19 protein-coding genes and 1 pseudogene are annotated in these 23,345 nt (G+C 69.2%); 14 read left to right on the forward strand and 6 right to left on the reverse strand.

Annotated elements, in window-relative coordinates:
* Complete coding sequence (locus ACH4EW_RS22990; protein WP_398259706.1) at window positions 1-978, forward strand: hypothetical protein; 978 nt, start codon at window positions 1-3, stop codon at window positions 976-978.
* Window positions 979-1,026: 48 nt separating this feature from the next.
* On the opposite strand, the gene ACH4EW_RS22995 is transcribed toward ACH4EW_RS22990, so the two are convergent.
* On the reverse strand, window positions 1,027-1,575 hold the full coding sequence (locus ACH4EW_RS22995; RefSeq protein ID WP_398259708.1) for an Lrp/AsnC family transcriptional regulator: 549 nt from the start codon (window positions 1,573-1,575) through the stop codon (window positions 1,027-1,029).
* Between the two features lie 217 nt (window positions 1,576-1,792).
* Window positions 1,793-3,241, reverse strand: a complete 1,449-nt coding sequence (locus ACH4EW_RS23000; protein ID WP_398259710.1) for an aldehyde dehydrogenase family protein — start codon at window positions 3,239-3,241, stop codon at window positions 1,793-1,795.
* Window positions 3,242-3,573: 332 nt separating this feature from the next.
* On the opposite strand from ACH4EW_RS23000, the gene ACH4EW_RS23005 reads away from it, so the two are divergent.
* From ACH4EW_RS23005 to ACH4EW_RS23020, 4 genes are all read left to right on the forward strand, one after another.
* Complete coding sequence (locus tag ACH4EW_RS23005) at window positions 3,574-4,779, forward strand: aromatic acid exporter family protein (protein WP_398259712.1); 1,206 nt, start codon at window positions 3,574-3,576, stop codon at window positions 4,777-4,779.
* Between the two features lie 166 nt (window positions 4,780-4,945).
* Window positions 4,946-5,974 (forward strand): alpha/beta fold hydrolase, encoded by a 1,029-nt coding sequence (locus ACH4EW_RS23010; protein ID WP_398259714.1) that lies wholly within the window; start codon window positions 4,946-4,948, stop codon window positions 5,972-5,974.
* Window positions 5,975-6,216: 242 nt separating this feature from the next.
* Window positions 6,217-6,927 carry a hypothetical protein gene (locus ACH4EW_RS23015; protein ID WP_398259716.1) on the forward strand — a complete coding sequence of 237 codons (711 nt, stop codon included), beginning with the start codon at window positions 6,217-6,219 and terminating at the stop codon, window positions 6,925-6,927.
* Window positions 6,924-7,553, forward strand: a complete 630-nt coding sequence (locus ACH4EW_RS23020) for a hypothetical protein (RefSeq protein WP_398259717.1) — start codon at window positions 6,924-6,926, stop codon at window positions 7,551-7,553. Before ACH4EW_RS23015 ends, ACH4EW_RS23020 begins: the two co-directional genes overlap by 4 nt.
* Window positions 7,554-7,697: 144 nt before the next feature.
* On the opposite strand, the gene ACH4EW_RS23025 is transcribed toward ACH4EW_RS23020, so the two are convergent.
* Complete coding sequence (locus ACH4EW_RS23025; RefSeq protein ID WP_398259719.1) at window positions 7,698-7,889, reverse strand: DUF6381 family protein; 192 nt, start codon at window positions 7,887-7,889, stop codon at window positions 7,698-7,700.
* A gap of 132 nt (window positions 7,890-8,021) precedes the next feature.
* Here ACH4EW_RS23025 and ACH4EW_RS23030 point away from each other — a divergent pair, with 132 nt between their 5' ends.
* Window positions 8,022-8,714 (forward strand): ribonuclease H, encoded by a 693-nt coding sequence (locus ACH4EW_RS23030; RefSeq protein ID WP_398259721.1) that lies wholly within the window; start codon window positions 8,022-8,024, stop codon window positions 8,712-8,714.
* A gap of 174 nt (window positions 8,715-8,888) precedes the next feature.
* Window positions 8,889-9,620 carry a CDP-alcohol phosphatidyltransferase family protein gene (locus ACH4EW_RS23035; RefSeq protein WP_398259723.1) on the forward strand — a complete coding sequence of 244 codons (732 nt, stop codon included), beginning with the start codon at window positions 8,889-8,891 and terminating at the stop codon, window positions 9,618-9,620.
* Here the strand turns inward: ACH4EW_RS23035 and ACH4EW_RS23040 are convergent.
* On the reverse strand, window positions 9,586-10,035 hold the full coding sequence (locus tag ACH4EW_RS23040; protein WP_398259725.1) for an adenylyltransferase/cytidyltransferase family protein: 450 nt from the start codon (window positions 10,033-10,035) through the stop codon (window positions 9,586-9,588). The genes ACH4EW_RS23035 and ACH4EW_RS23040 overlap by 35 nt on opposite strands.
* Window positions 10,036-10,245: 210 nt before the next feature.
* Between ACH4EW_RS23040 and ACH4EW_RS23045 the strand changes: the two genes are divergently transcribed.
* The 3 genes from ACH4EW_RS23045 to ACH4EW_RS23055 are packed head-to-tail and all read left to right on the forward strand — an operon-like array spanning window position 10,246 to window position 14,431.
* Window positions 10,246-11,511, forward strand: coding sequence for a glycosyltransferase (locus tag ACH4EW_RS23045; RefSeq protein WP_398259727.1), 1,266 nt, complete (start codon window positions 10,246-10,248; stop codon window positions 11,509-11,511).
* Window positions 11,508-13,190 carry a lipopolysaccharide biosynthesis protein gene (locus ACH4EW_RS23050; protein ID WP_398259729.1) on the forward strand — a complete coding sequence of 561 codons (1,683 nt, stop codon included), beginning with the start codon at window positions 11,508-11,510 and terminating at the stop codon, window positions 13,188-13,190. Before ACH4EW_RS23045 ends, ACH4EW_RS23050 begins: the two co-directional genes overlap by 4 nt.
* Window positions 13,187-14,431: a hypothetical protein gene (locus tag ACH4EW_RS23055; RefSeq protein ID WP_398259731.1), complete on the forward strand. Its 1,245-nt coding sequence runs from the start codon at window positions 13,187-13,189 to the stop codon at window positions 14,429-14,431. The genes ACH4EW_RS23050 and ACH4EW_RS23055 overlap by 4 nt, the downstream gene beginning before the upstream one ends.
* Here the strand turns inward: ACH4EW_RS23055 and ACH4EW_RS23060 are convergent.
* A complete protein-coding gene (locus ACH4EW_RS23060) occupies window positions 14,400-15,914 on the reverse strand; it encodes a hypothetical protein (protein WP_398259733.1) in 1,515 nt (504 codons plus the stop codon). The two genes, ACH4EW_RS23055 and ACH4EW_RS23060, sit on opposite strands and share 32 nt — an antisense overlap.
* Window positions 15,915-16,016: 102 nt before the next feature.
* Between ACH4EW_RS23060 and ACH4EW_RS23065 the strand changes: the two genes are divergently transcribed.
* Both ACH4EW_RS23065 and ACH4EW_RS23070 read left to right on the forward strand, forming a co-directional pair.
* On the forward strand, window positions 16,017-17,177 hold the full coding sequence (locus ACH4EW_RS23065; RefSeq protein WP_398259735.1) for a glycosyltransferase: 1,161 nt from the start codon (window positions 16,017-16,019) through the stop codon (window positions 17,175-17,177).
* Between the two features lie 30 nt (window positions 17,178-17,207).
* Window positions 17,208-17,550, forward strand: a pseudogene (locus tag ACH4EW_RS23070) (VOC family protein).
* A 218-nt stretch (window positions 17,551-17,768) separates the two neighbouring features.
* On the opposite strand, the gene ACH4EW_RS23075 reads toward ACH4EW_RS23070, so the two are convergent.
* Window positions 17,769-18,503 carry a hypothetical protein gene (locus tag ACH4EW_RS23075; RefSeq protein ID WP_398259737.1) on the reverse strand — a complete coding sequence of 245 codons (735 nt, stop codon included), beginning with the start codon at window positions 18,501-18,503 and terminating at the stop codon, window positions 17,769-17,771.
* 228 nt (window positions 18,504-18,731) lie between these two features.
* Between ACH4EW_RS23075 and ACH4EW_RS23080 the strand changes: the two genes are divergently transcribed.
* The gene (locus ACH4EW_RS23080) at window positions 18,732-20,306 is read left to right on the forward strand and encodes a phospholipase A2 (RefSeq protein ID WP_398259739.1); all 1,575 of its coding nucleotides are present in this window, start codon (window positions 18,732-18,734) and stop codon (window positions 20,304-20,306) included.
* Window positions 20,307-20,413: 107 nt separating this feature from the next.
* Window positions 20,414-23,161 carry a S8 family peptidase gene (locus tag ACH4EW_RS23085; RefSeq protein WP_398259741.1) on the forward strand — a complete coding sequence of 916 codons (2,748 nt, stop codon included), beginning with the start codon at window positions 20,414-20,416 and terminating at the stop codon, window positions 23,159-23,161.
* Window positions 23,162-23,345 lie beyond the last annotated feature (184 nt).

Raw genomic sequence — 23,345 nt, forward strand, 5'->3', positions numbered from 1 at the left:
ATGCGACAACCGCTCGGCCGACGCGCACTGCTGCTCGGCACCGGTGGGCTGCTCGCGGGAACCACCGGCTGCTCGGCAGCCTCCCGGACCGAGGCAGGCCCGGCCACGTCCGTATCCCCGGCCACGCCGGTGACAGCGTCGCCGTCCCCGCGCTCGTCCTTGCCCGCGACCACGGCGTGGCGCCCCGGGCGCGGCGAGGTGGATCCCACGGTGAAGCTGCGCGCCGTACAGGTGGTGGAGGCGATCGGTTCCTGGCCCGCCGGGCAGGGCGGTGCGGCAGCGGCGAAGAGACGCGTGGCCGCGCTGGGGGCCCCGCCGTCACTGGTGGACCGGGCGGGCCCGCTGCGGCCCGACGCGGACGAGGCCGCGCTCCAGGTGATCGACGCGCAGTACGGCGGCATTCTGGCGGACTCGGCCAGTGTGATGGTGGTGTGCCGTCAATGGATCCCCGGACATGCGGGAGGTACGACCGTCGACGTGCGGCTGAGCCGGGCGAGGCCCCGGTGGGAGGTCACCGCGCTCCACCCGGCCCGCCCCGGTGCCGCCGCGGCATCGCTGCCCATGGCGGCGAGGAAGGTGCTGGACGAACCGCGGATCGGCCTGCCGCCCGCGGCGGAGGCCGACATCCGCAGCGGACACATTCACCCGACGGTACTGCGGGCCCTGCTGGGGCTGGCCGGTACGTACCGGATCGACATCAGTGTGATCCGCTCCGGGCACCCGCTGTATGTGTTCGGCACCGACCGGCCCAGCGACCATCCGGTGGGCCGGGCCTTCGACGTATGGCGGATCGACGGACACCTGGTCGTCGATCCGGGCACCTCGCGCCGGTTGACCGAGTCGTTCATGCGGGATGCGGCAGCGGCCGGCTCGTACAACGTCGGCGGACCGTTCCAGCTCTCCGGGGGCGCGACGGCGAATCAGTTCTTCACCGACAACACCCATCACGACCATGTGCACGTGGGATTCGCGAGCTGATGCCCGCGGCACGGTTCTGAGCCTGTCGGGCGATCTCTGATCGCCAGGTCACCCGAAAGGCTCTCGGACGCGCTGGTCGAGGCCGGCGCCGAGCGGCGGCTGCGGGGAGTCCAGCAGTGAGGTGTCCACCTCGCCGACACCCCACCCGTAGGCGCGCTTGTGCACTTCCAGTACGAAGAACGAGTCGGTCGAGACGATCCCGTCGATGAGCTGCAGCCTGCGGTTCATCAGGTCGGTGAAGTGGTCGGTGTCCCGGCAGATCACCTCCGCCATCACGTCGTAGGTGCCCGCCGTCATGATGACGTAGGAGGTCTCCGGCAGCTCACGCAGCCGCTTGCAGACCTCCTGGGCACTGCCCGGCCCGACCCGGATGCCGACCATGGCGAATCGGTCGAAGCCGATCGTCAGCGGATTGGCGATGCCGACGATCTGGAGGATGCCGTTCTCCTCCATGCGCTGGACGCGATAGCGCACGGAGGAGGCCGGAATGTTCAGTTCCTCGGCGATCTGGCTGTACGGGCGGCGGCCGTCCGCTTGAAGTGCGGCGATGATCCGGTGGTCGGTGTCGTCGAGGGGGCTGCCACCCAGAGTGCTCATTCTGTTGCTCCGGCTCTCATGTACGGCCCACCACGGTGTGCGGGCCTGGATCTTCGGTTGTACGGGCCTATCCTGCCCGGCTCGGAGCATCGCCCATGGCCTCGCCAACGGCGCCTGCCGCCGGCCCGGTGCAACCGCCCACGACGACGGCGCGGGCCGGGGCCCGATGCTGGTCGGGGCCCCGGCCCGCGGACAGTGGGGGCGGGAGCGGGGGCGGTCAGAGACTGATGACGCCGGTACGGGTGTCGGTCATGTCCATGAGCGTCCACTTGCCGCCGATGCGGCCCCAGCCGGTGGAGCGGCTGCCGGCGCCGCCGAACGGCATGTTGATGTCCCACCAGTTGTTGCTCTCGTTCACGACGACCTGGCCGACGGCCATTTCCTCGATGAAGCGGAAGGCGGAGGTCATGCTGCGGGTGAAGACGGCGCCCTGGAGGCCCAGTTTGTCGTCGTTGGCGATGCGCAGCAGGTCGTCCTCGTCCTGCCCGGTGATGATCGGGACGACCGGGCCGAAGGACTCCTCGCGGGACAGCAGGCTGTCCTCGGGCACCCCGTCCACGACCGTGAACTCGTAGTAGAGGTCCGTGGGGTGTCCCGAAGCGCGCTTGCCACCGAGCAGGATGCGCGCGCCGCGCTCGCGGGCGTCGGCCATGTGACGGTCCATCTTGGCGGCGACGCCCTCGTTGTTGAGGGGGCCGAGAACCGTCCTGGGGTCGAACGGGTCGCCGAGGGTGATGCGCTGGGCCTCGCGCAGCACGGCCTCGACGAACTCGTCGTGGATGCCGGCGTGCACGATGACGCGTTCGGTGGCGCAGCAGACCTGTCCGGCGCACGGATAGGCGCCGTCGACGGCTGCCTTGGCGGCGGCCTCGACATCGGCGTCCGCGAGGACCACGAGCGGGCCGTTGCCCGAGCACTCCATGATGGAGCGCTTGAGGCCGGCGGCGGACTGGATCTTCGCCCCGGTCGCGGTGGAGCCGATGAAGCCGATCGCGTGGATGCCTTCGTGGCGTACCAGCGCATCGCCGGTGTCACCCTCGCCGGGCACGATGTTGACGAGGCCGTCGGGCAGTCCGGCGGCGACGAACGCCTCCATCGCCTTGAGAACGGTGAGCGGGGTGTTGGCCGGCGGCTTGACGACATGGGCGTTGCCGGTGGCGAGCCCGGGGGCGACGAACTCCGCGAGCATCAGCAGCGGGAAGTTCCATGGCGTGATGATGCCCCAAGTGCCCACCGGGCGCTGGAAGGTGAACATTCGTTTGGTGTTGTCGGTGGAGGGCAGCGTCTCGCCGTGCAGTCGTACGGCGTCCTCGGCGTGCAGGTGGAAGAGCTTGGCCGCCTCCTCGATGTCGGCGACGGACTCGGCGAGCGGCTTGCCCTGCTCCAGGGACTGGAGGCGGGCGAGTTCGTCCACGCGCTTGCCGAGTTCCGTACCGATGCGGTGACAGAGCTCGGCGCGGGTCCACACATTGGTCGCGGCCCAGGCCGGCTGGGCCTCGTTCGCGGCACGCACCGCCGCGTCGACGTCGGCGGCCTCGGGCAGCGGGAAGGTGCCCACGAGTTCGCCCGTCGCGGGGCTGATGACCTCGTGGGTGGCCCCGGAGGTGCCGTCGGTGTAGGCGCCGTTGATGAAGAGCTGGTGCCGGTCGGCGGTCGGGGTGGTCATGTGTTGGCCTCTCTGTCCTGTCCTGACGGGAAAGGGCGCGTCGGCTCCGAGCCGCGCCGGCCCGGGTCCGGTGCGAAGCGTTGAATGGAGACTTGCTGAGCAATAAGGAACTGTCAAGGCTGTGGAATCAGCAAAAAAGCAATTCGATGACTGCTTGTTCATGAGTATGGACAGGTATTTTTCGCTCTATCTATCACCAGGCCTTAGCTGCTCCTGGTTCCCCGAATCCGCCTGCTGACCGACACTGCGCCACCGGCACGGCACGCACGTCCGTACGGTGGGTTCGGTGCACCGATGCGCTGTGGTGGCATGCGGGCGGGCATGGGAATGAGATGCCAGGAGTATCCGAACCCGTGATCAAGCTTGTCCGGCGTACGACCGAGCCCGTCGGAGCACAGACCGTGCGTTCCACGGCGGCTGCCGTCATCGCCTATGTCGTGGCGGTGTGGACCCTTCCGCATCCGGCACCGCTCACGGCACCGCTCACCGCACTCCTCGTCGTTCAGGTCACTCTGTACGCGACCCTCACCACGGGGATCCGCCGGGTGAACTCGGTCGTCGTCGGGGTGCTCATCGCCACTGCGCTCAGCTCCCTGGTGGGCCTCACCTGGTGGAGCCTCGGACTGGCGATCTTCACCTCGCTGATCATCGGGCGCCTGGTGCGCGTCGGTGAGTTCGTACCCGAGGTGGCGATCAGCGCGATGCTCGTCCTGGGTGTCTCTCAGGTCGCCTCCACCGCCTGGGACCGCGTGCTGGAGACGCTGATCGGCGCGGGCGTGGGGTTGCTGTTCAACCTGCTCCTGGCGCCCCCGGTGTGGGTGCAGCCGGCGGGCGCCTCCATCGACGGCCTGGCCCGTGAGATGGGACAGATGTTCCGCGCGATGGGGCAGGACGTGGGCGGCCACATCTCCGTCCAGCGGGCGGTCGACCGACTCCACGAAGCCCGCCGGCTGGACCATGACATCGTGGAGGTCGACGCCTCGCTGCGGCAGGCGGAGGAGAGCCTCACGCTCAATCCACGAGTCCGGCAGGGGCTGCTGTACAGGGTCGTGCTGCGCACCGGTCTGGACACCTTGGAGATCTGCGCCGTGGTGCTGCGGGTGCTGTCACGCACTCTGACCGACCTCGCCAAGGCCCGTACCGAGGAGACGCTGTTCCCCGCTGACGTGGCCGAATCCCTGACGGAATTGCTCGGACAGATGGCCGGAGCCATCGAGAGCTTCTCGGAGTTGATCACCACTCCCGTCGCGGGGAACGCAGAGGAGGCGGAGGACCGGCTCGCCCACGCCCTGGCCGTCAGCCGCGCGACCAGGGACCGGGTGGCGAACCTGCTCCTCGAAGACGTTCGGGAACACCCCGGACAGTGGCAGTTGCACGGAGCCCTGCTCGCCGAGGTCGACCGGATCCTCGACGAGCTCGACATCGACAAGCGCACGGAGCGTCTGGGCAAGGAACTCGACCGGCGCTCGGCACAACTGCACGAACGTCACCCCTGGCTGCGCGCCGTATCGCGGCGGCTGCGAACCGACCGGGCCTGAAGCGGGCCGGGCCGGTCGGGCCCCCGAAGGGCCATCACTCTTCGTTGCGTAACTCTCACTCGGATGGTCGGCCGTTTTCACTCCCCTGCGTCGCGTGTCGCGCCGTTCGGGCCGGGCCTGGCAACGCTGGGCCCACCAACCGCTCCTCGACGAAGAGAGAAGAGCCATGACTGTGTCGACCTTCCTCGCCCTGCGGATGCGGATACGCGGGCGGCGCGCGCATACCGCTGCCGCGGCGCTCACCGCGGCCGCCCTTGCCGCGGCCTCCGGACCTGCCGCAGCCGACGGCGGTGCCGATCCGGCCGCCGCCAAGCCCACGGTGGTGGTGGTACACGGCGCGTTCGCCGATGCCTCGGGCTGGAACGGGGTGGTGGAACGCCTGCAACGTGACGGATACAAGGTCATGGCCCCGGCCAATCCGCTGCGCGGCCTTGCCAGTGACTCCGCGTACATAGCCGGCGTGCTGAAGACCATCAGAGGCCCGATCGTGCTGGCCGGGCATTCCTACGGCGGTGCGGTGATCAGCAACGCCGCCGCTGGGAACCCGCAAGTGAAGTCGCTGGTGTTCGTGTCCGCGCTCATGCCGGACAAGGGGGAGAGGCTGGCGGATCTGTCGGCGAAGTTCGCGGGAAGCGAGCTGAACGCGGCTCTGAAGCCGGTGCCGTTCCCGGAGGCCAACGGCAACGAGGGAGCCGATCTGTACATCCAGCCCGCCAGGTTCCACGACGTCTTCGCGGCGGACGTGCCGTCGGGCACCGCGGCCATGATGGCCGCCACCCAGCGCCCCATCAACGGAGCCGCGTTCATGGACAGGGCAGCTGCGGCGGCCTGGAAGACCATTCCGTCCTGGGCGCTGGTCGCCACCCGGGACAAGGCGATCGCCCCGGATCTCGAACGCTTCGAGGCCAAGCGCGCCAAGTCGCACACCGTCGAGGTCGACTCCTCCCATATCGCCATGATGTCGCACCCCGATGTCGTCGCCGATCTCATCAGGCAGGCCGCCGGAGCCGGAACGCCCAAGGAGCAGTCCCTGGCCACGAAGGCTGCCAACGCCCTGGGCGCGACGGGCGCCGGCGCCCTGGTCCTGGCCTGCCTCACTGGATTCGCGGGCGTGACCGTGCTGGCGGGCACGGGCCTCGTCGCGGCGGCCCGCAGGCGCCGTGCGGCCGGCGGCGGGCGCCACTCGGCCCCCTGACAACGACCAGCGAGAACCCGGAGGCAGACAGCACCCCGGGAGCGGCGGTGCCTCCGCCACGGCCGGGGCACCGCCGCTCTCGTTCGAGGCGTAGCCGCCCCGGAATGAGGAGACGGCACGCGGTCTGAGCCCTCGTTCGGTCCGGCCACGTGGTGTGGATCACGGCAGAGTGTGGACAGCACGTATAACGTCCACCGGGGCATGCCATGACCCCCGCGACGTGGCAAGAACGAGGGCGGACAGTGCGGCAGAAAGCCTACGCGCAGGCGATGCGTGTCATCGCCTGCGCGCTGATGGTGTGGCAGGTCTGGATGATGTGGCACATCGCCGGTTACGACGCGTCCACCGTGCAATGGACCTGCGACGGGACCGACGGCTGCGCCAGCGACCAGTTCGCGGCCGGGGCTCCATACGTCGGGGTGCTCTGCGCGATCCTGCTCGGTCTTCTCTCCGCCCGGTTCCTGCACCGCGCGGCGCCGGGCGCGATGGTCGCGCTCTCCGCGGTCGCCTGTGCCGCCGGCTGGTACGACGCGGTGGCGGACGGCCGCATCGAGTACGGCACCGTCACCGACTTCCACGTCTTCTTCCCGGTCGGCCGGTTCTCCGTCTCCGACTGGCTCACCTTCCTGTGGTCCGCCGCGGGCGTGGGCTGCCTCGCCGCATGGTGGGGCGCGGCGGTGAGCCTGCGCCGCACCGCCGCGCTGCGCAGACTCAACAGCCGCTACACCACGGCCGACGCGGTGCTGGAGGGCTGGCGGTCGGTGGGCCGCAAGTACGGCGAGGTCACCGTGGTCTTCGATGACACGGCCGGGGTGCGCCACCAGGTCCCGGCCCTCGTGGAACGCATCGCCCTCCAGCGCGACGTCCTCGCCGTGTACGACGCCGGCCGCCCCGACGATCCCGCCCGAACCCGGGTCGCGATACCCCGCCGAAAGCTGCTGCGCCTCTCATGAATCCCACGCCTTCCTCCCTGCGCAGGATCTTCAGCGCGCTCAGCCTGCTGGCCGCGGCGGGCACGGGCCTGGCCTTCGCCGCGCTGATCCAGGGCGCCCTGAACGGCCCCCGCTGGCTGCTGCTGGCCGGCCTCCCCGCGTCGGCCCTGGCGCTGACAGCGCTCGGCAAGGCGGCCGAGCAGTCGGAATCGGGCACCGTGGTCCACGGGCTGCGCTCCGGCGGACCGCGCGCCTTCGCGCCCGCCGTGGTCCACGGGGTCAAGGCCGTCAACAAGGCGAACGGCCGGCCTGCCGCCGACGGGCAGGCGGTGAACTCCGTGTTCGCCTTCGACCTGACCGTAGTGCCCGAGGGGCTCCCCGCCTACCGGATCGAGATCCGTCACCCCCTCGATGCACAGGGACTGCTGCACCGGTCCAGGGCGGTCGTCGAGTACGACCCCGATCAGCCCTGGCGGGTCGTCATCCCCAACAACCCGCCTCGCGAATGGCTGGCCCGCGCGAACAGCCTCACACCGCCGGCCGCGGTGAAGAACCGCGCCAGTGGCTTTCCGGCCGGCTTCCGGACGCTGGTGATGGGCATGGTGTTCGCGGCCGTACTGCTGGTGCTGGTGCGGCTGGTCGGCTGAACCGCGCCCGGTCATGGAAAAGAGCGTACGGGGTGGGCGCGCAGCGGTGCGCGCCCACCCCGTACGCCTACGCCTCACACGTTGTCGGTCGGCGTGATCCGCGGAAAGAGCGGCAGGCAGCCGGTCGCTCGTGTGAGGCAGATACTACTTCGGCGGGCGGATGTTCTTGCTGCCGATGTTGCCCTGCTGGTCACTCTGCTCCTGCAGCTGCCGGGCCTTCTCCTGCAGCCGCTGGCGCTGCTCAGGGTCGGTGGTGCGCTCAGCGGCCTCGGTCATCTGCCGGGCCTTCTCGCGCAGTTGCTGCGCACGGTCATTGGTTTCACGTGCAGCGCTCATCATCGCTCCTTGTGCGGTTGGGAAGAGCGGGCTCCATCAGAGAACCAGCGTCGCCGGTCCACCGCACCTCGAATCGTCACTCAGCGTTACGCCATGCCGTGGGGGTCTTGCGGCACTGGCATGATCAAGGGCATGGACGAAAGCATCATCGCCGCGTGTGACGGGGCATCGAAGGGCAATCCGGGGCCTGCAGCCTGGGCATGGGTCGTGGCCGATGCGCAGGGGCGACCGGAGCGCTGGGAAGCGGGACCGCTGGGGACCGCCACCAATAATGTCGCCGAACTCACTGCTTTGCAGGAGCTGTTGGAGGCCACGGATCCGTCCGTGGCGATCGAAGTGCGGATGGATTCTCAGTACGCGATGAACGCGGTGACCAAGTGGCTGCCGGGATGGAAGCGCAACGGCTGGAAGACCTCGGCCGGAAAGCCGGTGGCCAACCGTGACCTGGTGACCCGCATCGACTCCCTGCTGACCGGCCGGACCGTGGACTTCGTCTACGTGCCCGCCCACCAGGTGGACGGAGATCCGCTCAACGCCCTTGCCGATCAGGCGGCCAGCGAGGCCGCGGTGACGCAGCGGCCGGCCGGTACCGCGCACGGCTCGCAGTTGCCGACACCTGCTCCGGCCCGGGCGACCGAGGGGTGGAGCAAGGGGGCTCCGGCGAAAAAGGCAGGGGGCGCGGCACGTTCCGCACGCTCCGGTGGAACCATCCGGGCCAAGTTCGCGGGCCGCTGCCGCTGCGGAAAGCCTTACGCGGCACAGGAGATGATCGCCAAGAACCCGAACGGCTGGGGCCACCCGGAGTGCCGCACCGCGCCCGCCTGAGACACGGGCCCGTCGGCCTGCGCGCCTGGTGCAGGCCCGACGGGTCAAGGATCGCCGGGCGGAGCGGCCGAGTGGCCACACGAAACGGGGCCCGCGTGCCATGATGCGGCTCCGACGGCAGCGTCCGCGGTGTTCCGCCGATGCCGCCGACAACGGTGACACGCTGGGGGGCGTATGGGAAGCACAGTCACGGTTCTGCGCGAGTTGCGCAGTGCGCAGAAGACGGCCAAGGGGGTGTCGCTGTACTCTCGGTACGTCAACCGCCCGGCCGGACGGCTGTTCGCGGCAGGCGCATACCGCATCGGGCTGACGCCCAATCAAGTCACGCTGATCAGTGCGGCATTCACCTTCGCCGCCATTGCTTCGGTGGCTCTCGTCCGACCGTCCTGGGGCCTCGCGGTCGCGGTGTATGCGGGGCTCGCCATCGGCTTCGCCTTCGATTCGGCCGACGGGCAGCTGGCCAGGCTGACCGGCAGGGGAGGCCCGGACGGCGAGTGGCTGGACCATGTCGTGGACTGCGCCAAGATGATCCTCGTACACACCGCCGTGCTGATCTCGTTCCAGCGGTTCTTCGATCTGCCGGCCGAGGGCTGGCTGCTCCTGCCGCTGGGATTCCTGTTCACCGCCGTGCTGACCTTCTGCGCCGGGCTGCTGCGCGAACAACTGGGCAAGGCGGCCGTCCGGCCCACGGCGGGCAGCGGAGCCGCGGTTCCGGTGTCCCGGGTGCGGGCCGTGGCACTGCTGCCCGCCGACTACGGGGTGTTCTGCCTGGTGTTCCTGCTGCTCGGCGACCGGACCGCGTTCCGCATCGGCTATGCGGTGCTCGCCGTCGTGCACGCACTGTTCCTGGTGGCGTTCCTCGCCAAGTGGTTCAGGGAGCTGAAGGAGCTCCGGACTGCGGACTGACGAGCGTGTCCAGCGCCCGGCGCAGCTGGGTGCTGGACGTGTGCACGGTGTACGGGAAATAGACCACCTCGACGCCGACCTCGGCGAAGTCGCGCTCCAGCCGCTTGCCCTTCTCCGTGCCCCGCCAGTCGTCCCCCTTGAAAATGACGTCGAACCTGACCTGCTGCCAGGTCTTGACCTTGTCCGGCACGGTCTCGACGAACGCGGCGTCCACATAGCGGACGCTGCGTACGATCTCCAGCCGTTCCGGCAGCGGAATCACCGGCTTGTGGCCCTTGGCGAGTGCGGCCATCTCGTCCGAGACGACGCCCGCGACGAGGTAGTCGCACTGGCTGCGGGCATGCCGCAGGATGTTGAGGTGCCCTATGTGGAACAGGTCGTAGACCCCCGGCGAGTAGCCGACCCTGTGCACCATCCGTTCTCTCCCCCCACGGTGAACGTGATGTCCGTGTCCAGCAGCAGTTGTCCGGACATGGCATCCGGTGCTGCGGGATATCGGTATCGGTGTTGATGGTGCAACGACCTTACTGTGAAGGCCACTTGCGCATCTCGTGAACGGATAAGCTCACTTATGGGGCTGTTCCTTGGGGGGAACGCAGAATGTTCCGGGGGAAGGGGGGCATCCGTGTCCGAAACCGATCGTCACAAGCCTTTCGAGGACCGTACTCTGCTGGTCGTCTCGACCAACTACGCACCGGAGGTGACGGGCATCGGCCCGTACGCCGCGCAGCTCGCCGAGCACTGGGCCGCGTCCGGGGCCGAGACCCATGTACTGACCGGCATGCCGCACTACCCGTCCTGGCGTACCGAAGCGGAGTACCGGGGTGTGTGGCGGGTCACGGAGAAGCGGGCCGGGGTCACCGTCCATCGACGAAGACATTATGTGCCGTCCCGTCAAACTGCGCTGCGGAGGGCGGCGTTCGAGGCCACAGTGCTCGGGCACGGCCTGTTGCCGCCGCTTGTTCCGCGTCCGCCGGACGCGGTCGTCTCCCAGCTGCCCAGCCTCGCGGGCGGTGTCATCGGAGCCCGGCTGGCCGGCCGCCACCGAGCCCCCCACATACCGGTGGTGCAGGATCTGATGGGTGCCGCCGCCGCACAGAGCGGTATCCGGGGCGGGGGCCGGGCAGCAGCCGTTGCCTCGGCGGCCGAACGCTACGCGCTGCGCAGCGCCGCCCTCGTCGGAGTCATCCACGAAAGCTTCGTCCCGCGTGTCACCGCGTACGGCGTGGACCCGGGGCGCATCCGTGTCGTTCCCAACTGGTCGCATGTGCAGGCGCCTTCGGCCGACCGTGCCCGGACGCGGGCGAGACTCGGCTGGAGCGAGGGCACTCCCGTGGTCCTGCACTCCGGGAACATGGGGCTCAAGCAGGGCCTGGAGGTCCTGGTCGACGCGGCCCGGCTGGCACCGGGGATACGCGTCGTGCTGATGGGAGACGGGAATCAGCGAGAGGCGCTGCTCGGGCGTGCGACGGGGCTGCGCAACCTCGACTTCCTGCCGCCCGCCGGCGCGGACGAATTCACGGACATTCTCGCCGCCGCCGATGTGCTCGCGGTGACCCAGCGGGCATCCGTGCTCGACATGAGCGTCCCGTCCAAGCTCACCTCGTACTTCGTCTCGGGCCGCCCCGTCGTCGCCTCGGTCGCCGACGGGGGAGGCACCGCCCAGGAGGTCCACCGGTCCGGCGCCGGGATCCTCGTCGCACCGGAGGATCCCGCCGCGCTGCTGTCAGCCGTACGCAAGCTCGTCGAAGCGCCGGCCGAGGCGGACCGGCTCGGCGCCAACGGACCGCAGTACGTCGCACGTCACCTGAGCCGAAAGGCGGGCCTGGCCCGCTTCGACGCACTGCTCACCGAGGTCCTCGCGGACGCACAAGGGAGACCACGACGATGACCCAGCCGATCCGCGCCCTGGAGGACCAGGACGAACCCGCGCTGCTGAGGGACCAGTTCCGTCAGCTCCTGCGTTACCGTGCACTGCTCGCCTCCGGCGTGGTCCTCGGGCTGCTCGGCGGCGGCTGGCTCGCCCTGGGCGGCGAGGAGAGCTACACATCGACGGGCGAGGTGGTCGTACGCTCAGCCACCTCGGACCCCTTCGCCGCAGGCGCCTCCGCCGACAAGGGCATCAACATCGGCTCCGAGCGGCAGACCGCTGTCAGCGACACCGTGGGCACCCTGGCCGCCGGCTCCCTGGCCAGGCACGGCGACCCGGTGGAGGTCGGGACCCTGCTGTCCGGCCTCCAGGTCACGAACCCGCCGAACACCCTCGTGCTCCGCTTCGCCTACACCGGCCGCACCCCCGCCCTGGCGAAGGCGCGGGCCGAAGCGCTCGCCGACGCCTATCTGGAGATCCGCAGGCAGCGCACCGAGAACAGCATCGCCAACATGGTCGACGGCTACCGCGCCCAGCTCAAGCCCCTCACCGAACAGCGCGATCAGCTGGCGGAGCAGGTCGGGGCGGGTAGCGACGTGACCAGCGCACGGGCCAACCTCGTGGTCTCGATTTCCGAACTGAGCAGAAAAATCTCGGAGTTGCGTGCCCTGGACACCACTCCCGGCTACCTGACGAAGAAGCCCGTCGCGCCCATGGACCCCACCGGTGCGGGGCTGCCCCTGCTGCTGGGACTCGGCGGTGTCGTCGGGCTCGCACTCGGACTGCTCCTGTCCTGGGTACGCCTGGTCTTCGACCCGGCCGTACGTTCCACCCGGGAACTGGTCCGTGCGCTCGGCGCCCCACTGCTCGGCACCCTGCCCAGGGAACGGGCATCCGCGGGCGCGCTGCTCGCCATCGGGCGAAGCGGGAGCCGGCTCGCCGAGGAGTACCGGGCGGTCGCCTTCCGGCTCGCCTACGACCCGTCGTTCGCGCAGCGCCGCAGACTCCTGGTCACGGCGCCGCGCGGGGACAGCGACGCGGCGCCCGCCGCCGCGGTCAACCTGGCTGCGGCCTTCGCCGAGATGGGACGTGACGTACTCCTGGTGGAGGCCGATCTGCGTACCCCCTCGCTGGCCCGGGACCTCGGCCCGGCCGTGCAGGGCGCCGGGCCCCGCTGGGCATCACAGGGCGAACCGGCCTGGCCGTCGGACAGCCGGATGAATGTGGACGTACCCGGGGCGGGCGCCTTCGCCCTGATAGCGGGCCGACGCACGGACAACGTCCCGCGTGCGCTGACCTCCGCGCCCGTGGGACGGATCGTCGCCGAGGGCGACCGGCCGGGCGCCGTCGTCATCGTGCTGGCCCCGCCTGTGCTCTCGTACGCGGACGCCGTCGCACTGATCGACCGGGTCGAGGGAGTCGTGGTGGTGTGCCACCCGCGCGAGGTGCACCGCAGCGACCTGGAGCGGATCCGCGAGATCATCGGGGCTGCCGGAGGCTCCGTGCTCGGCGCCCTGCTGCACCCCGGCCGGAGCCGTTACGAGCGCCGGTCCCGCAAGAAGGCCGGCAGGCGCCGTACGGCCGGCGGCCGGGCCCGCCCCGCATCGGGCCGGGAGGACGGCGTCGGCCGGGAGCACACCGGTGACCCGGCCGAGACGCTCGGCCTGCGCACCTTCGACCCCACCGCGGGACACAGATGAAGGCACGTACCGCGATCGTCTGCTCGGTCGCGGACCAGGGCGTGGCGGCGCTCACCAACATCCTGGTGCTGGTGGCCGCCGCCCGGCTTTCCACTGTGGCCGACTTCGCCCGCTTCTCGGCGGTCTACCTCGTCTTCACCGTGCTGCTGGGGGTATCCGGCGCCTACACCGGGCAGCCGCTCGTGCTGCGACGCGGCGAGAGCGACGAGGTCCGCGGCGCGTGCCGGTCCGCGGTCACCTTCACCCTGCTCGCCGCGGCCACGCTCGGCATCCTTCTCGCCACCGTCTGCCTGACGCTGCCGGGGGCCACCGCACGGGCCCTGCTGATGCTGGGACTCGTCCTGCCGGTGGTTCTGGGGCAGGACACCATGCGTTACGCCTTCTCCACCCTGCACCTGCCGCACCTGGCACTGGCGGGCGACGTGCTCAGACTGGCCGGTGTGCTGGGGGCGCTGGCGGTGCAGCCGTACGGTGCCCCGGCCGCCCGGCTCGTCACCGTCTGGGGGCTGTCCGCGCTGCCCGCCCTTCTGCTGTCGGCCGCCCTGCTGCACCGCAGGGTGACCGGTACGCCGATACGGCTCAAGGCCCTTTTACGGAGAGGGCATCTGGGGCGGCGTTTCGTGGTGGAGTTCGGGGTGGGCAACGCCACCAGCCAGCTCTCCGTGCTCGGACTCGGCATGGTCGGCAACCCGCTCGTGGTGGGCGCCCTGCGCGGCGCGACCACCCTCTTCGGGCCGCTGAACGTGCTGTTCACCTCGGCCACCGGCTTCGGACCGCCACTGCTGGGGCGGCTCGCCCCGGAACGGCGCAGGATACGCGCCACGGCGATGCTCGCCGCTGTCCTGGCCGCCACAGCCGCCGTCTGGGCCACCGCACTCGCCCTGCTGCCCGACGGGATCGGCCGCAGTCTGCTCGGCGACACCTGGCCCACAGCCGCTTCCCTGCTCCCGGCGACAGGCAGCCAGTACGCGGCGATGGCCGTCGGTACCTGCGGGCTTCTGGCGCTCCGGATGCTCGACCCCCGTACCACCCTCTCCATCCAGGTGGTCTTCTCGCTCGCCGCCGTCGCCTTCCTCACCGGCGGCTATGCGCTCGGCGGGGTGCCGGGCGCGGCCTGGGGCCTGTGCCTGGGGTCCGTCTGCAAGGCAGTGGCCACGTGGACCCGGGTGGCCCGGCTCGGACGCCGCACCGCGGTGGACCAGGCAACCGTCAGCGCGAGCGCTGTCCGCCCCGGCTCCTGAAGCTTGTGACCAGCAGCAGACAGAGCGCCGCGATCGCCAGTTTTCCGACGGACTGCAGCAGCGGTCCGCGCAACAGAATGAAGGTGTACCCGGCGATCAGCGGCGCGGCGATGGCCAGAACGCTGCCGGGGCCCGGCCCGTCCCGGGACACCGCCTGCGCGTAGCGGCGGTCGGTGCGTGCGGCGACGTACCCGATCAGTGCGAGACCGCCGACCATGCCAGGAGCACCGAAGTCGACCCAGAGTTCGGTCCACAACGGCGCCGAGAGGTTGGTCATGTTCATCCCCATCCACTGGCCGACGCGCACCCCCGTGTCCTCCGGCTTGCCGCTCCACACCGACCGGGGCACGAAGAAGAGGGCGGAGCCGGCAAGTTGACGTCCATAGGTGTGGCCGCGGGTGTCGACCCAGGTGATGGTGTTGGCGAACATCACCGTCTGGTCGTAGTCCTTGGTGGCCAGCGGCTCGAACACCGACGACGAATCCACCGGCCGGTAACCGGCGCTGTCGTAGCGGAACCGGTCCGCGTACGGGAACAGCACCAGCGCCCCGACCACCCCCATGGACAGCACCGAGCGGTACATTGCCGCGCTGCTCGGGAAGGCGGTGAACAGGAGCGAGACCAGTACGGTCAGGAACCAGTAACGGGCGTTGGATATAGGGTTGTTGACGACGACGTTGAGGATCAGGAGCGCACACCAGGCCAGAACGGTCGAAGGGGAATGGCGGGCCCTGCGCGAGGTCACCAGCCGACGGGTGCAGAAGAGCAGCCCCAGTAGCGCGGGTACCGTACCGAAGCCCTTGAGGAAGGCCGATCCCACGTTGGACTGGCTCGACGCCACCCCGCTGACCGCGACCGAGGCGCTGATCTCCTGGCGGCTGGTGAAGAAGATCGCGGGCCCGCCGAGTTTCAGGATGTAGTAGCCGCTCGCCGTGAAGGCCAGTGCCACCAGCAGCCTGAGCCGCACCCGGTGCGCGGTGGCCGGACCGCCACCGGAGCGTGCGGTGGTTCGGCGGCGCAGCGGACGCCGGGACGCCAGCAGCGCCCCGAGGTCGAACGCGGCGCAACCCACCAGGATCAGCGCGATGGCCGTCATCAGATCCGACCTCGGCCCGACCATCGGCGTGGGTGTCTGCCCGATGACGGCCTGCGCGAACGGCGCCACCCCCATCGCGATGTACACGAACATCCAGAACACGCCCTGCAGCAGACGCCGCCGGGTGGACAGAATCATCGTGGCGAGCCGGGCCCCGGCATAACAGGTCAGCACGAGCTGCAGCCAGTACGCGGTGTCCCGGACGCCCGCGCCCGGCTGCGCGGCGATCACCGCGGGCAGAAAGCAGACCAGGCCGAGGATGAGAGGCACGGCCAGGGCCCGCGACAGCATGGCCCACGACATGGGCTTCGCCGGCGGCTGGACCGGGTCTTGCGGACCGTGCTCCGGTACGGGTGCGAACGGCGCCGTCTCGTGCACGGACGTCATCTGCTCCCCGTTTCGTGGACCTGTGAACACTCTAACGAATCAACCCACTTGAGGGGTTTGGATGACTAGTCTGTAAGACCGACCGAGGTTGAGGGGGCCCTGGTGAGGATCCTGCACGTCGTCACTCTGCACACTCCGGACCATGCGTTCGGCGGCCCGACCAGGGTGGCGCTCAACCTGTCGAAGGTCCAGCGGGCCGGGGGCGACGACGCCCGGATCATGGCACTGGGCGACGGCTTCGAAGGCCGACTGCCGCGCGAGGTCGAGGGGGTACCGGTCCATCTCTTCCAAGCCCGCCATCTGCTCCCCATGTTCGAGGTCAGCGGAATCACCTCCGGTGCGCTCCTGCTCGCCGCCCGTCGCATGATGCGCGGCGCCGATCTCGTCCATGTCCATCTGATGCGCGACCTGGTGACGCTGCCCGCCGCGCTGCTCGCGCTGGCCACCCGCACACCCCTGGTCGTCCAGACCCACGGCATGGTGGACCCGACCGAGAAGCGGGTCGCCCAGCTGACCGATCTGCTGGGGGTACGCAAGGTGCTGCGCGGCGCCGACGCCGTGCTGCACCTGACCGAGACGGAACGCCTCGATGTGAACGCCGTTGCCGCATCGGTGCCGTTGACCCGCACGGTACGGCTGGTCAACGGCGTACGTCCGCAGGAACGCAAGCCCGCCCGCGAGCCGGGGCGGCCGCCGACAGTCCTCTTCCTGGCCCGGATCCAGGAGCGCAAGCGCCCGCAGGACTTCGTCGCCGCGATGCCCGCGGTCCTGGCCGAGCATCCGGACGCTCGGTTCGTGCTGGCCGGTCCCGACACCGGAGCGCTGCCCGCAACTCTCGAACTCGCCCGCAGACTGGGGGTGATGGACTGCCTCGACCACGTGGGACCGCTCGGCCACGAAGAGGTTCTGGAAGCGGGGCGGCAGGCCGATGTGTACGTACTGCCGTCCATCGAGGAACCCCTGGGCGTATCCGTCCTCGAAGCGATGTCGGTCGGCACCCCCGTGGTCATCACACGCACCTGTGGCCTCGGCCCCGATGTCGCGCGGGCCGGGGCGGGCCGGGTGATCGACAGCCGTGTCGGCGAGGACGGCAGGAACGCGCTCAAGGTCGCCGGGGCGATTCTGGAACTTCTCGAACCCGAGGCAAACGACCGGTCGGGGAAGGCCGCTTGGGACCTGGTCAATGAGCACTTCACCATCGAGGTCGTGACCCGGACCCTCCGGCGGACCTACGAGGACGTGGTCCGCAGGAAGGGTCACTAATACTCCAGCTGCAGATCGTGATCAGGCGTCGTGAGACGCTGCTCCCGGTTTTACCAGTCGCTTCTCGGCGGCGTGGTGAACCAGCCGGATCCGCGGTGGCCGCTCGGCGAGGGCTGGGTGACGCTTCACACCGGCGGTGGGTTCGTGCTGGCCTTCCAGCGCGTGGAAGACCATCGGCCGCCGCTGTGGCCGGACTCCGCTCACCCCCAGCAGTTCCACCTTGACCTGGGGGTCAAGGACTTGGAACGAGCCCAGGAAGACGTCCTTGATCGGGGCGCCACACTGCTCGATGAGGTTGGTGGAAAGCGGAGTTGGCGCTTGGCGCATCTTTGCGGATCCGGCAGGGCACCCGTTCTGTCTCGTCCGGGACTGACAGGGGACACCGAAGGGGTGCGGCCACCGATGATCATCGTGAGTTGTGTGGACTAACGACGAGACGGTGGCCGCAGGCCACAGCATAGATCCCTCCCGATGGCGGGAGGCGTTCGAGGTCTCCTGGGACGCCGACGCCGTCCGCGATGACGTGCGCGAATACGTCGTCGAGCACCTCTACGACGAGGCCGCCGGAGCACACACGAATGGGCCGCCTGGTCAGGATGACGGGGCGTCAATACCTGGCTTGCGCTTGACATCTGTGATCTTCAGGTTCGCGGCCGCCACCGCCCCGAACGGCTCGGTGATCAGGGTGCTGGAGGTGCCGACGATCTCCAGTGCGGCCTGGGAATCGATCCGCAGGTCCAGGCGGACACGCGGCGAGCCGCCCTGGGCGGGCATGGCATGAATACGCGACACCGGGTAGTCCAGCTCCATCAGCTTGCTGCGTAGATCCTTGGCGCTGATGGCGCCCTTGCCGCCGAACCCCTCGCGGATACGGTCCGCGTGCTTGCCGGCGATGCACTGATCCTCCGCGTCCAGCGGGATCGCTTCGAAGTCCCTGGGCTTGAGCTCGGAGGTGTAGTACTCCGGAGGGCCTTCGGAGGAGTTCGGGTCCGGGCCTATGCCGTCGATCGTCGGCGGCGGGTTGTCCGGCCCGTACCCGTCCACCGGCTGCTCCTCGTGCCCGGGAACATCCTCCGGCCGGGGGGGCTTCTTGCCGTTCGCGTCGGCCGGCTGGTCCTGCCTGCACTCCGCGTTGATGGTGCGCACGAGCTTCGAGAACCGCTTCATGGCCGCACTGTTGTCCGCCGTAGTCGGGCTGCTTCCTGCGCGCACGCTGCTTCCCGGGGGCGCCGCGTCGGCGCCGGGCTTCTGACTGCCACACCCGACCACGGCGAGGGAGACGAGACTGGCCGCGAGCAGCGCGGCAGGAACGCGTATGGATCGCATGGGCGCATCATGCCCGGTGATCGAGACGGCGCACGTGAGTACGCGTACTCACCTTCACGATTGGCTGCCAACTACCGGAAAAGTTTGAGCCATTGACTCCGATTCACATGTCTTGTGCAAAGCGTTACGAGGCGCTTAGGGTCCTTGATCGTCGATCACCACGGGTCGACTTGACCGAGAGAGAACATAGTGCGAAGAACCGCGTTCCCTGTCGTTGCCGCCTTATCCATGGCCCTGCTGCTCCCGCAGCAAGCCTCGGCCACCGAGGTGCCAGATCAGCCGGTGGCCACCGGCGAGATCAGCACCATCGGTCCGGGCATGTACCAGTCGGAATTCGACCGATACCAGATCATCGAGAATGATGTTCCGATCAGTCTGATGACCCGCAGCCACGCCGTCACAGGGCAGGCCGCAGGTGTGTCACAGGCGCTGGACGCGCCCAGCAACCGCTCCGACCTCGGCGTGTTCGGGCCGAGTTGGACGGCTGAGTTCCTCGGCGGCCAGCTCAACCGCGAGCTGACTCAGGGCTCCGGCTACATCAGCACCAAGGATCTGGGGACCGCCGAGTCCGTGCGCTACGACTTCACCGACTCGGTAGAGCGTCCCGACGGCGGCAGCATCGCCACCTACACCGCTGCCGACGGCTCCAAGGTGGTGCAGAGCAGCGTCTGGGACGACCTTGCCGGTGAGCTGAAGACCACGATCACCGAAACGCTCAACATCAACATCGCCGCCGCGGCGGCGGGTGACGATGTGCCGGTGAACGCGCTCGGTGAGCCGATCCCGGCCGCCGATCTGAAGCCGAAGTTCACCTGGAAGCAGGTGAGCGGCGACAGTAACTCCTGGCGTGTGACTGGCGTGGGTAGCACGGCGTTCAAGGTGTCCACGGTGAACTACGACGCCCAAGGCCGCGTGCAGCAGATCAACGAGCCCGCGAGGGGCGAGAACGCGGCGCAGACGGTGAAGGTCGCCTACGCGTCGTCCACCACCGCTGCTGGCAGCAGCACGCTCGGTGACGTGGCTGGTCAGGTCAAGGAGATCACCGTCACCTCCGGGGCGACGGTGGAGACGCTGGCCCGCTACTCCTACGATGGTTCGGGTCTGCTGCGGAAGGTGACCAACCCGGCTGCCGGTACGGATCTGAACGCCTACGCCTACGACAGCAACGACCGTGTGATGACGGCGACCACCGACGAGGGCGCCAACTGGGAGCTGTCCTACGCCGGTGAGGCGGTCGCGCCGCAGGTGAGTGAGACCACCGGCACGGTGCCCGAGCCGGGCGGCGAGGTCACTGGCGCGCCGAGCCAGAACGAGCCCGAAGGCGTAGTCCCGGCGGCGGAGGACTTCACCGGCTCGGAGATCGACGACCCGTACGCCTACCCGAGTCATTGCAGCACGGCGTACAGGTGGATGTACTACAGCTACTCGGGCTGTTCGACGAAGGTCGCGCACTACGGGTGGCGGAACCCGTCGTGGAAGAAGCTGCCGAACGGCACATGGGTGCGGGGTATCAACTACGACCACTGCACCACCGCGCCGGACAAGCCCCTGGGCTACGACTTCCGCCCGGCGTGTGACTCGCACGACTACAGCTACGGGACGATCGGTAACGCCTACAAGGGCTACCGCTACTACCTGGACAAGTACAAGGGCTGGCAGTCCGACGCCCAGTTCTGGGACATGTTGTACAACAAGACCTGCTCCCGCTACTTCTTCAAGACGGCGTGCCGCACCGCGGCAAGCACCTACTACTGGGCTGTGGCGGTGTTCGGCCGCGCCAAGAACGGCGCCAACGCGACCTGATCCGTCAGCTGTCCCGTCCCGTTGAGCGCGAGGGGGCCGGGCAGCGAGAACACCTCGCTGCCCGGCCCCCTTTACACGCCCAGACGCCCTTATCGATGGAGTAGGAAGTGAAGAGACCTATATGGGCCTTGGTCACCGCCACGGCGGCGGCCATGGTGTTCACCGCGATACCGGTGGACACCAATCCCCTGCTCGGCACCAGCCCGGCCGCCGCAGCGGAGAACGGCCCGGTTGACCCGCCGCTGTTCGACGAAACCCAATCCGGCGGAACCGTCCGCGTCAACGTCGTCACCGACCAGCGCACAGACCTGGCCTCCGCCTCCGAAGCAGGCGAAACCCTCGTCTCCTACGACACCCTGCCCCTGGTCACCCTCCGCGTGGACAACGCGGGCCTTCAGCAACTGAACACCCAGCCGGGCGTCATCAGCGTCACCGAAGACATCCCGGTCGCACCCACGCTGAACGAGTCCACCGCTCTGATCGGCAGCGACCGGGCCGCCGCCGCCGGAAAGACCGGCACCGGCACCACTGTCGCGATCCTCGACACCGGCGTCGCCGCCCAGCACCCGTTCCTCACGGGCCGCGTCAAGACTGAGGCGTGCTTCTCCGTCATCGACGAAAGCTACGGCTCCACCAGCCTGTGCCCCAACGGTACCACCCAGCAAGAAGGCTCCGGCAGCGCCGACGCCGAAACCGGCCCGTGCGCCACCATGGGTGCCGCGTGTTCCCACGGAACCCACGTCGCCGGGATCACCGCCGGCAACGGAACCGGCATCAGCGGCGCACCCACGCGCGGCGTCGCCCCCGGCGCGGACATCATCGCCATCCAGGTGTTCTCCAAGTTCGACACCGACAGCTACTGCGGAGCCGGGAACAGCCCGTGCGTGCTCAGCTTCACCAGCTCCCAGATCAAGGGGCTGGAGAAGGTCTACGCACTGAAGAGGGCCGGCACCAACATCATCGCTGCCAACATGAGCCTGGGCGGCGGACGTTGGACCACCGCCTGCGCCACCGACCCCCGAAAAATGATCATCGACAACCTGCTCACTGAGGGTGTCGCCACGGTCATCGCGGCTGGTAACAACGGCTACACCGACGCGGTCAGCGCCCCCGGCTGCGTATCCTCCGCCATCACGGTGGGCTCCACCACCGACGACGACCAACTGTCCACGTTCACCAACCGTGGCCCGCTGCTCGACCTGCTCGCCCCTGGCACCGGCATCGTCTCCTCGGTTCCCGGCGGTGGGTTCGCCTCGAAGAACGGCACCTCCATGGCCGCCCCCCACGTCACTGGGGCTCTCGCGATTCTGAGGCAAACGTACCCCGACAAGCCTCTCACCGAGCTTGAGACGATTCTGAAAAGTGGCGGCAAGACCATCGGCTACACGGGTGCCACCACTCCGCGTATCCAGCTCGACCTGTCGCCGCGCGCCACGGTTACGGACTTCAACTGTGACGGCGCGGAGGACACCGTCGTCGGTGACCCGAAGGCGACCGTAGCAGCCGACACCAACGCCGGTGTCGTACGCGTGATCTACGGCGGCGGCAAGGGCACCGCAGAACTCCACCAGGACCTCGCCGCCATCCCGGGCGAAGCAGAGTCCGGCGACCTGTACGGCGAGAACCTGGCCACCTTCGACCACAATAAGGACGGCTGCACCGACCTCGTCGTGGGTGTCCCGGCCGAGGACATCGACACCAACACGGACGCCGGTTCAGTCCACGTCGTCTATGGTGCCCCGAACGGCCTGTCTACCGGCGCGGCAACCCTCAACCTCATTCAGGGCACGGGCGAGGGCGCGATCGCGGCATCGGCTCCCAATGAAGGCGACCGCTTCGGCCACGCCGTCGCCGCCGGGCACACGGCCCAGGGCGAGCCGTACCTGGTGATCGGCGTGCCCGGCGAAGACCTGGGCACCACCGTGGACGCGGGCAACGCCTACTACCTGCGCGGCAGCATCAACGTCTCCATTAACCAGGACAAGCCCGGCGTGGATGGTGTCGCCGAGAGCGGCGACATGTTCGGCTCCTCCATCGCAGCCTCGGCGAACCACGTTGTCATCGGCGCGCCGGGTGAATCAATCGGCACCCTGGCCAACGCAGGCCAAGTCCAGGTGCTCATGCATAATCTGAGCGCTGAAAACATTCCGACCCCGGTCCAGGGAATCAACCAGAACGAGGTGAACAGCGCGGCCGAAGCAGGAGACCAGTTCAGCGCATCCCTGGCGGCCGTCGCCTACAGTCCGTCCGGCGCGACTACCCCGACCGACACCGTCATCGCAGTGGGCTCACCCGGTGAGGCCCTGGAAACCGTCGCCCAGGCAGGTGCCGTCCACACCTTGAGGATCACCTCGGCCGGAGTGGTCACCCGGGCCGCCGTCATCCACGCCGAGGTTGCCAACGTGGCGGGCGTGGCCGCGACCGACGACAGGTTCGGCCAGAACCTCGTCCTGGTCAATCTCGATCCCAGCGCGACCGGCGCTGCCAACACCCTCGTTCTCGCGGTCGGCATACCGGGTAAGGATGTCGGCACCACCACGGACGCAGGCGCGATCCAGACCTTCTACCCGTTCGGTGCGCCTGGGGACAACGACCACTGGGTCCAGGCCGGCGACGCCTCCGGCATTGGCGGCACGCCGTCGGCCGGCCACGCCGTCGGCAGTCACCTCGGCGCCACAGCCACCAGGCTCTACGTCGGTGTGCCCAACACCGCCCCATACGGCGCGGCGTACGGCCTGCCGTGGAGCAATGCCACCGGCGGCCGCACCGGCACGACCGGCACGGCAACCACCTACCAGCCGGGCCAGAACGGCCTTCCGGCTACGGGCGGCGCATTCGGCTGGGCCGTCAGCTGACCGCGGCAGCGATCCGTCCCTGACTGGACACACCTCAAAGAGCGAGGCCCGGGAGGATCTCCTCCCGGGCCGGAGGCGTACCGTGAGTCGCGGGCCCGATGGCGCCAGCCCGCCACATCACGGGCAGCGTGAAGAGAATTGGACCACTGAACTCATTTCACCGTGAAGTTGCTGGTGACGGGGC

The organism is Streptomyces sp. NPDC018000, assembly GCF_044328025.1.
Lineage (GTDB): Bacteria > Actinomycetota > Actinomycetes > Streptomycetales > Streptomycetaceae > Streptomyces.

Bases quoted from the DNA above. Each gene is read 5' to 3' on its own strand.
- ACH4EW_RS22990 (WP_398259706.1), top strand. From the start codon at position 1: ATGCGACAACCGCTCGGCCGACGCGCACTGCTGCTCGGCACCGGTGGG.
- ACH4EW_RS22995 (WP_398259708.1), bottom strand. From the start codon at position 1,575: ATGAGCACTCTGGGTGGCAGCCCCCTCGACGACACCGACCACCGGATC.
- ACH4EW_RS23000 (WP_398259710.1), bottom strand. From the start codon at position 3,241: ATGACCACCCCGACCGCCGACCGGCACCAGCTCTTCATCAACGGCGCC.
- ACH4EW_RS23005 (WP_398259712.1), top strand. From the start codon at position 3,574: ATGCCAGGAGTATCCGAACCCGTGATCAAGCTTGTCCGGCGTACGACC.
- ACH4EW_RS23010 (WP_398259714.1), top strand. From the start codon at position 4,946: ATGACTGTGTCGACCTTCCTCGCCCTGCGGATGCGGATACGCGGGCGG.
- ACH4EW_RS23020 (WP_398259717.1), top strand. From the start codon at position 6,924: ATGAATCCCACGCCTTCCTCCCTGCGCAGGATCTTCAGCGCGCTCAGC.
- ACH4EW_RS23025 (WP_398259719.1), bottom strand. From the start codon at position 7,889: ATGAGCGCTGCACGTGAAACCAATGACCGTGCGCAGCAACTGCGCGAG.
- ACH4EW_RS23030 (WP_398259721.1), top strand. From the start codon at position 8,022: ATGGACGAAAGCATCATCGCCGCGTGTGACGGGGCATCGAAGGGCAAT.
- ACH4EW_RS23035 (WP_398259723.1), top strand. From the start codon at position 8,889: ATGGGAAGCACAGTCACGGTTCTGCGCGAGTTGCGCAGTGCGCAGAAG.
- ACH4EW_RS23040 (WP_398259725.1), bottom strand. From the start codon at position 10,035: ATGGTGCACAGGGTCGGCTACTCGCCGGGGGTCTACGACCTGTTCCAC.
- ACH4EW_RS23050 (WP_398259729.1), top strand. From the start codon at position 11,508: ATGACCCAGCCGATCCGCGCCCTGGAGGACCAGGACGAACCCGCGCTG.
- ACH4EW_RS23055 (WP_398259731.1), top strand. From the start codon at position 13,187: ATGAAGGCACGTACCGCGATCGTCTGCTCGGTCGCGGACCAGGGCGTG.
- ACH4EW_RS23060 (WP_398259733.1), bottom strand. From the start codon at position 15,914: ATGACGTCCGTGCACGAGACGGCGCCGTTCGCACCCGTACCGGAGCAC.
- ACH4EW_RS23075 (WP_398259737.1), bottom strand. From the start codon at position 18,503: ATGCGATCCATACGCGTTCCTGCCGCGCTGCTCGCGGCCAGTCTCGTC.
- ACH4EW_RS23080 (WP_398259739.1), top strand. From the start codon at position 18,732: ATGGCCCTGCTGCTCCCGCAGCAAGCCTCGGCCACCGAGGTGCCAGAT.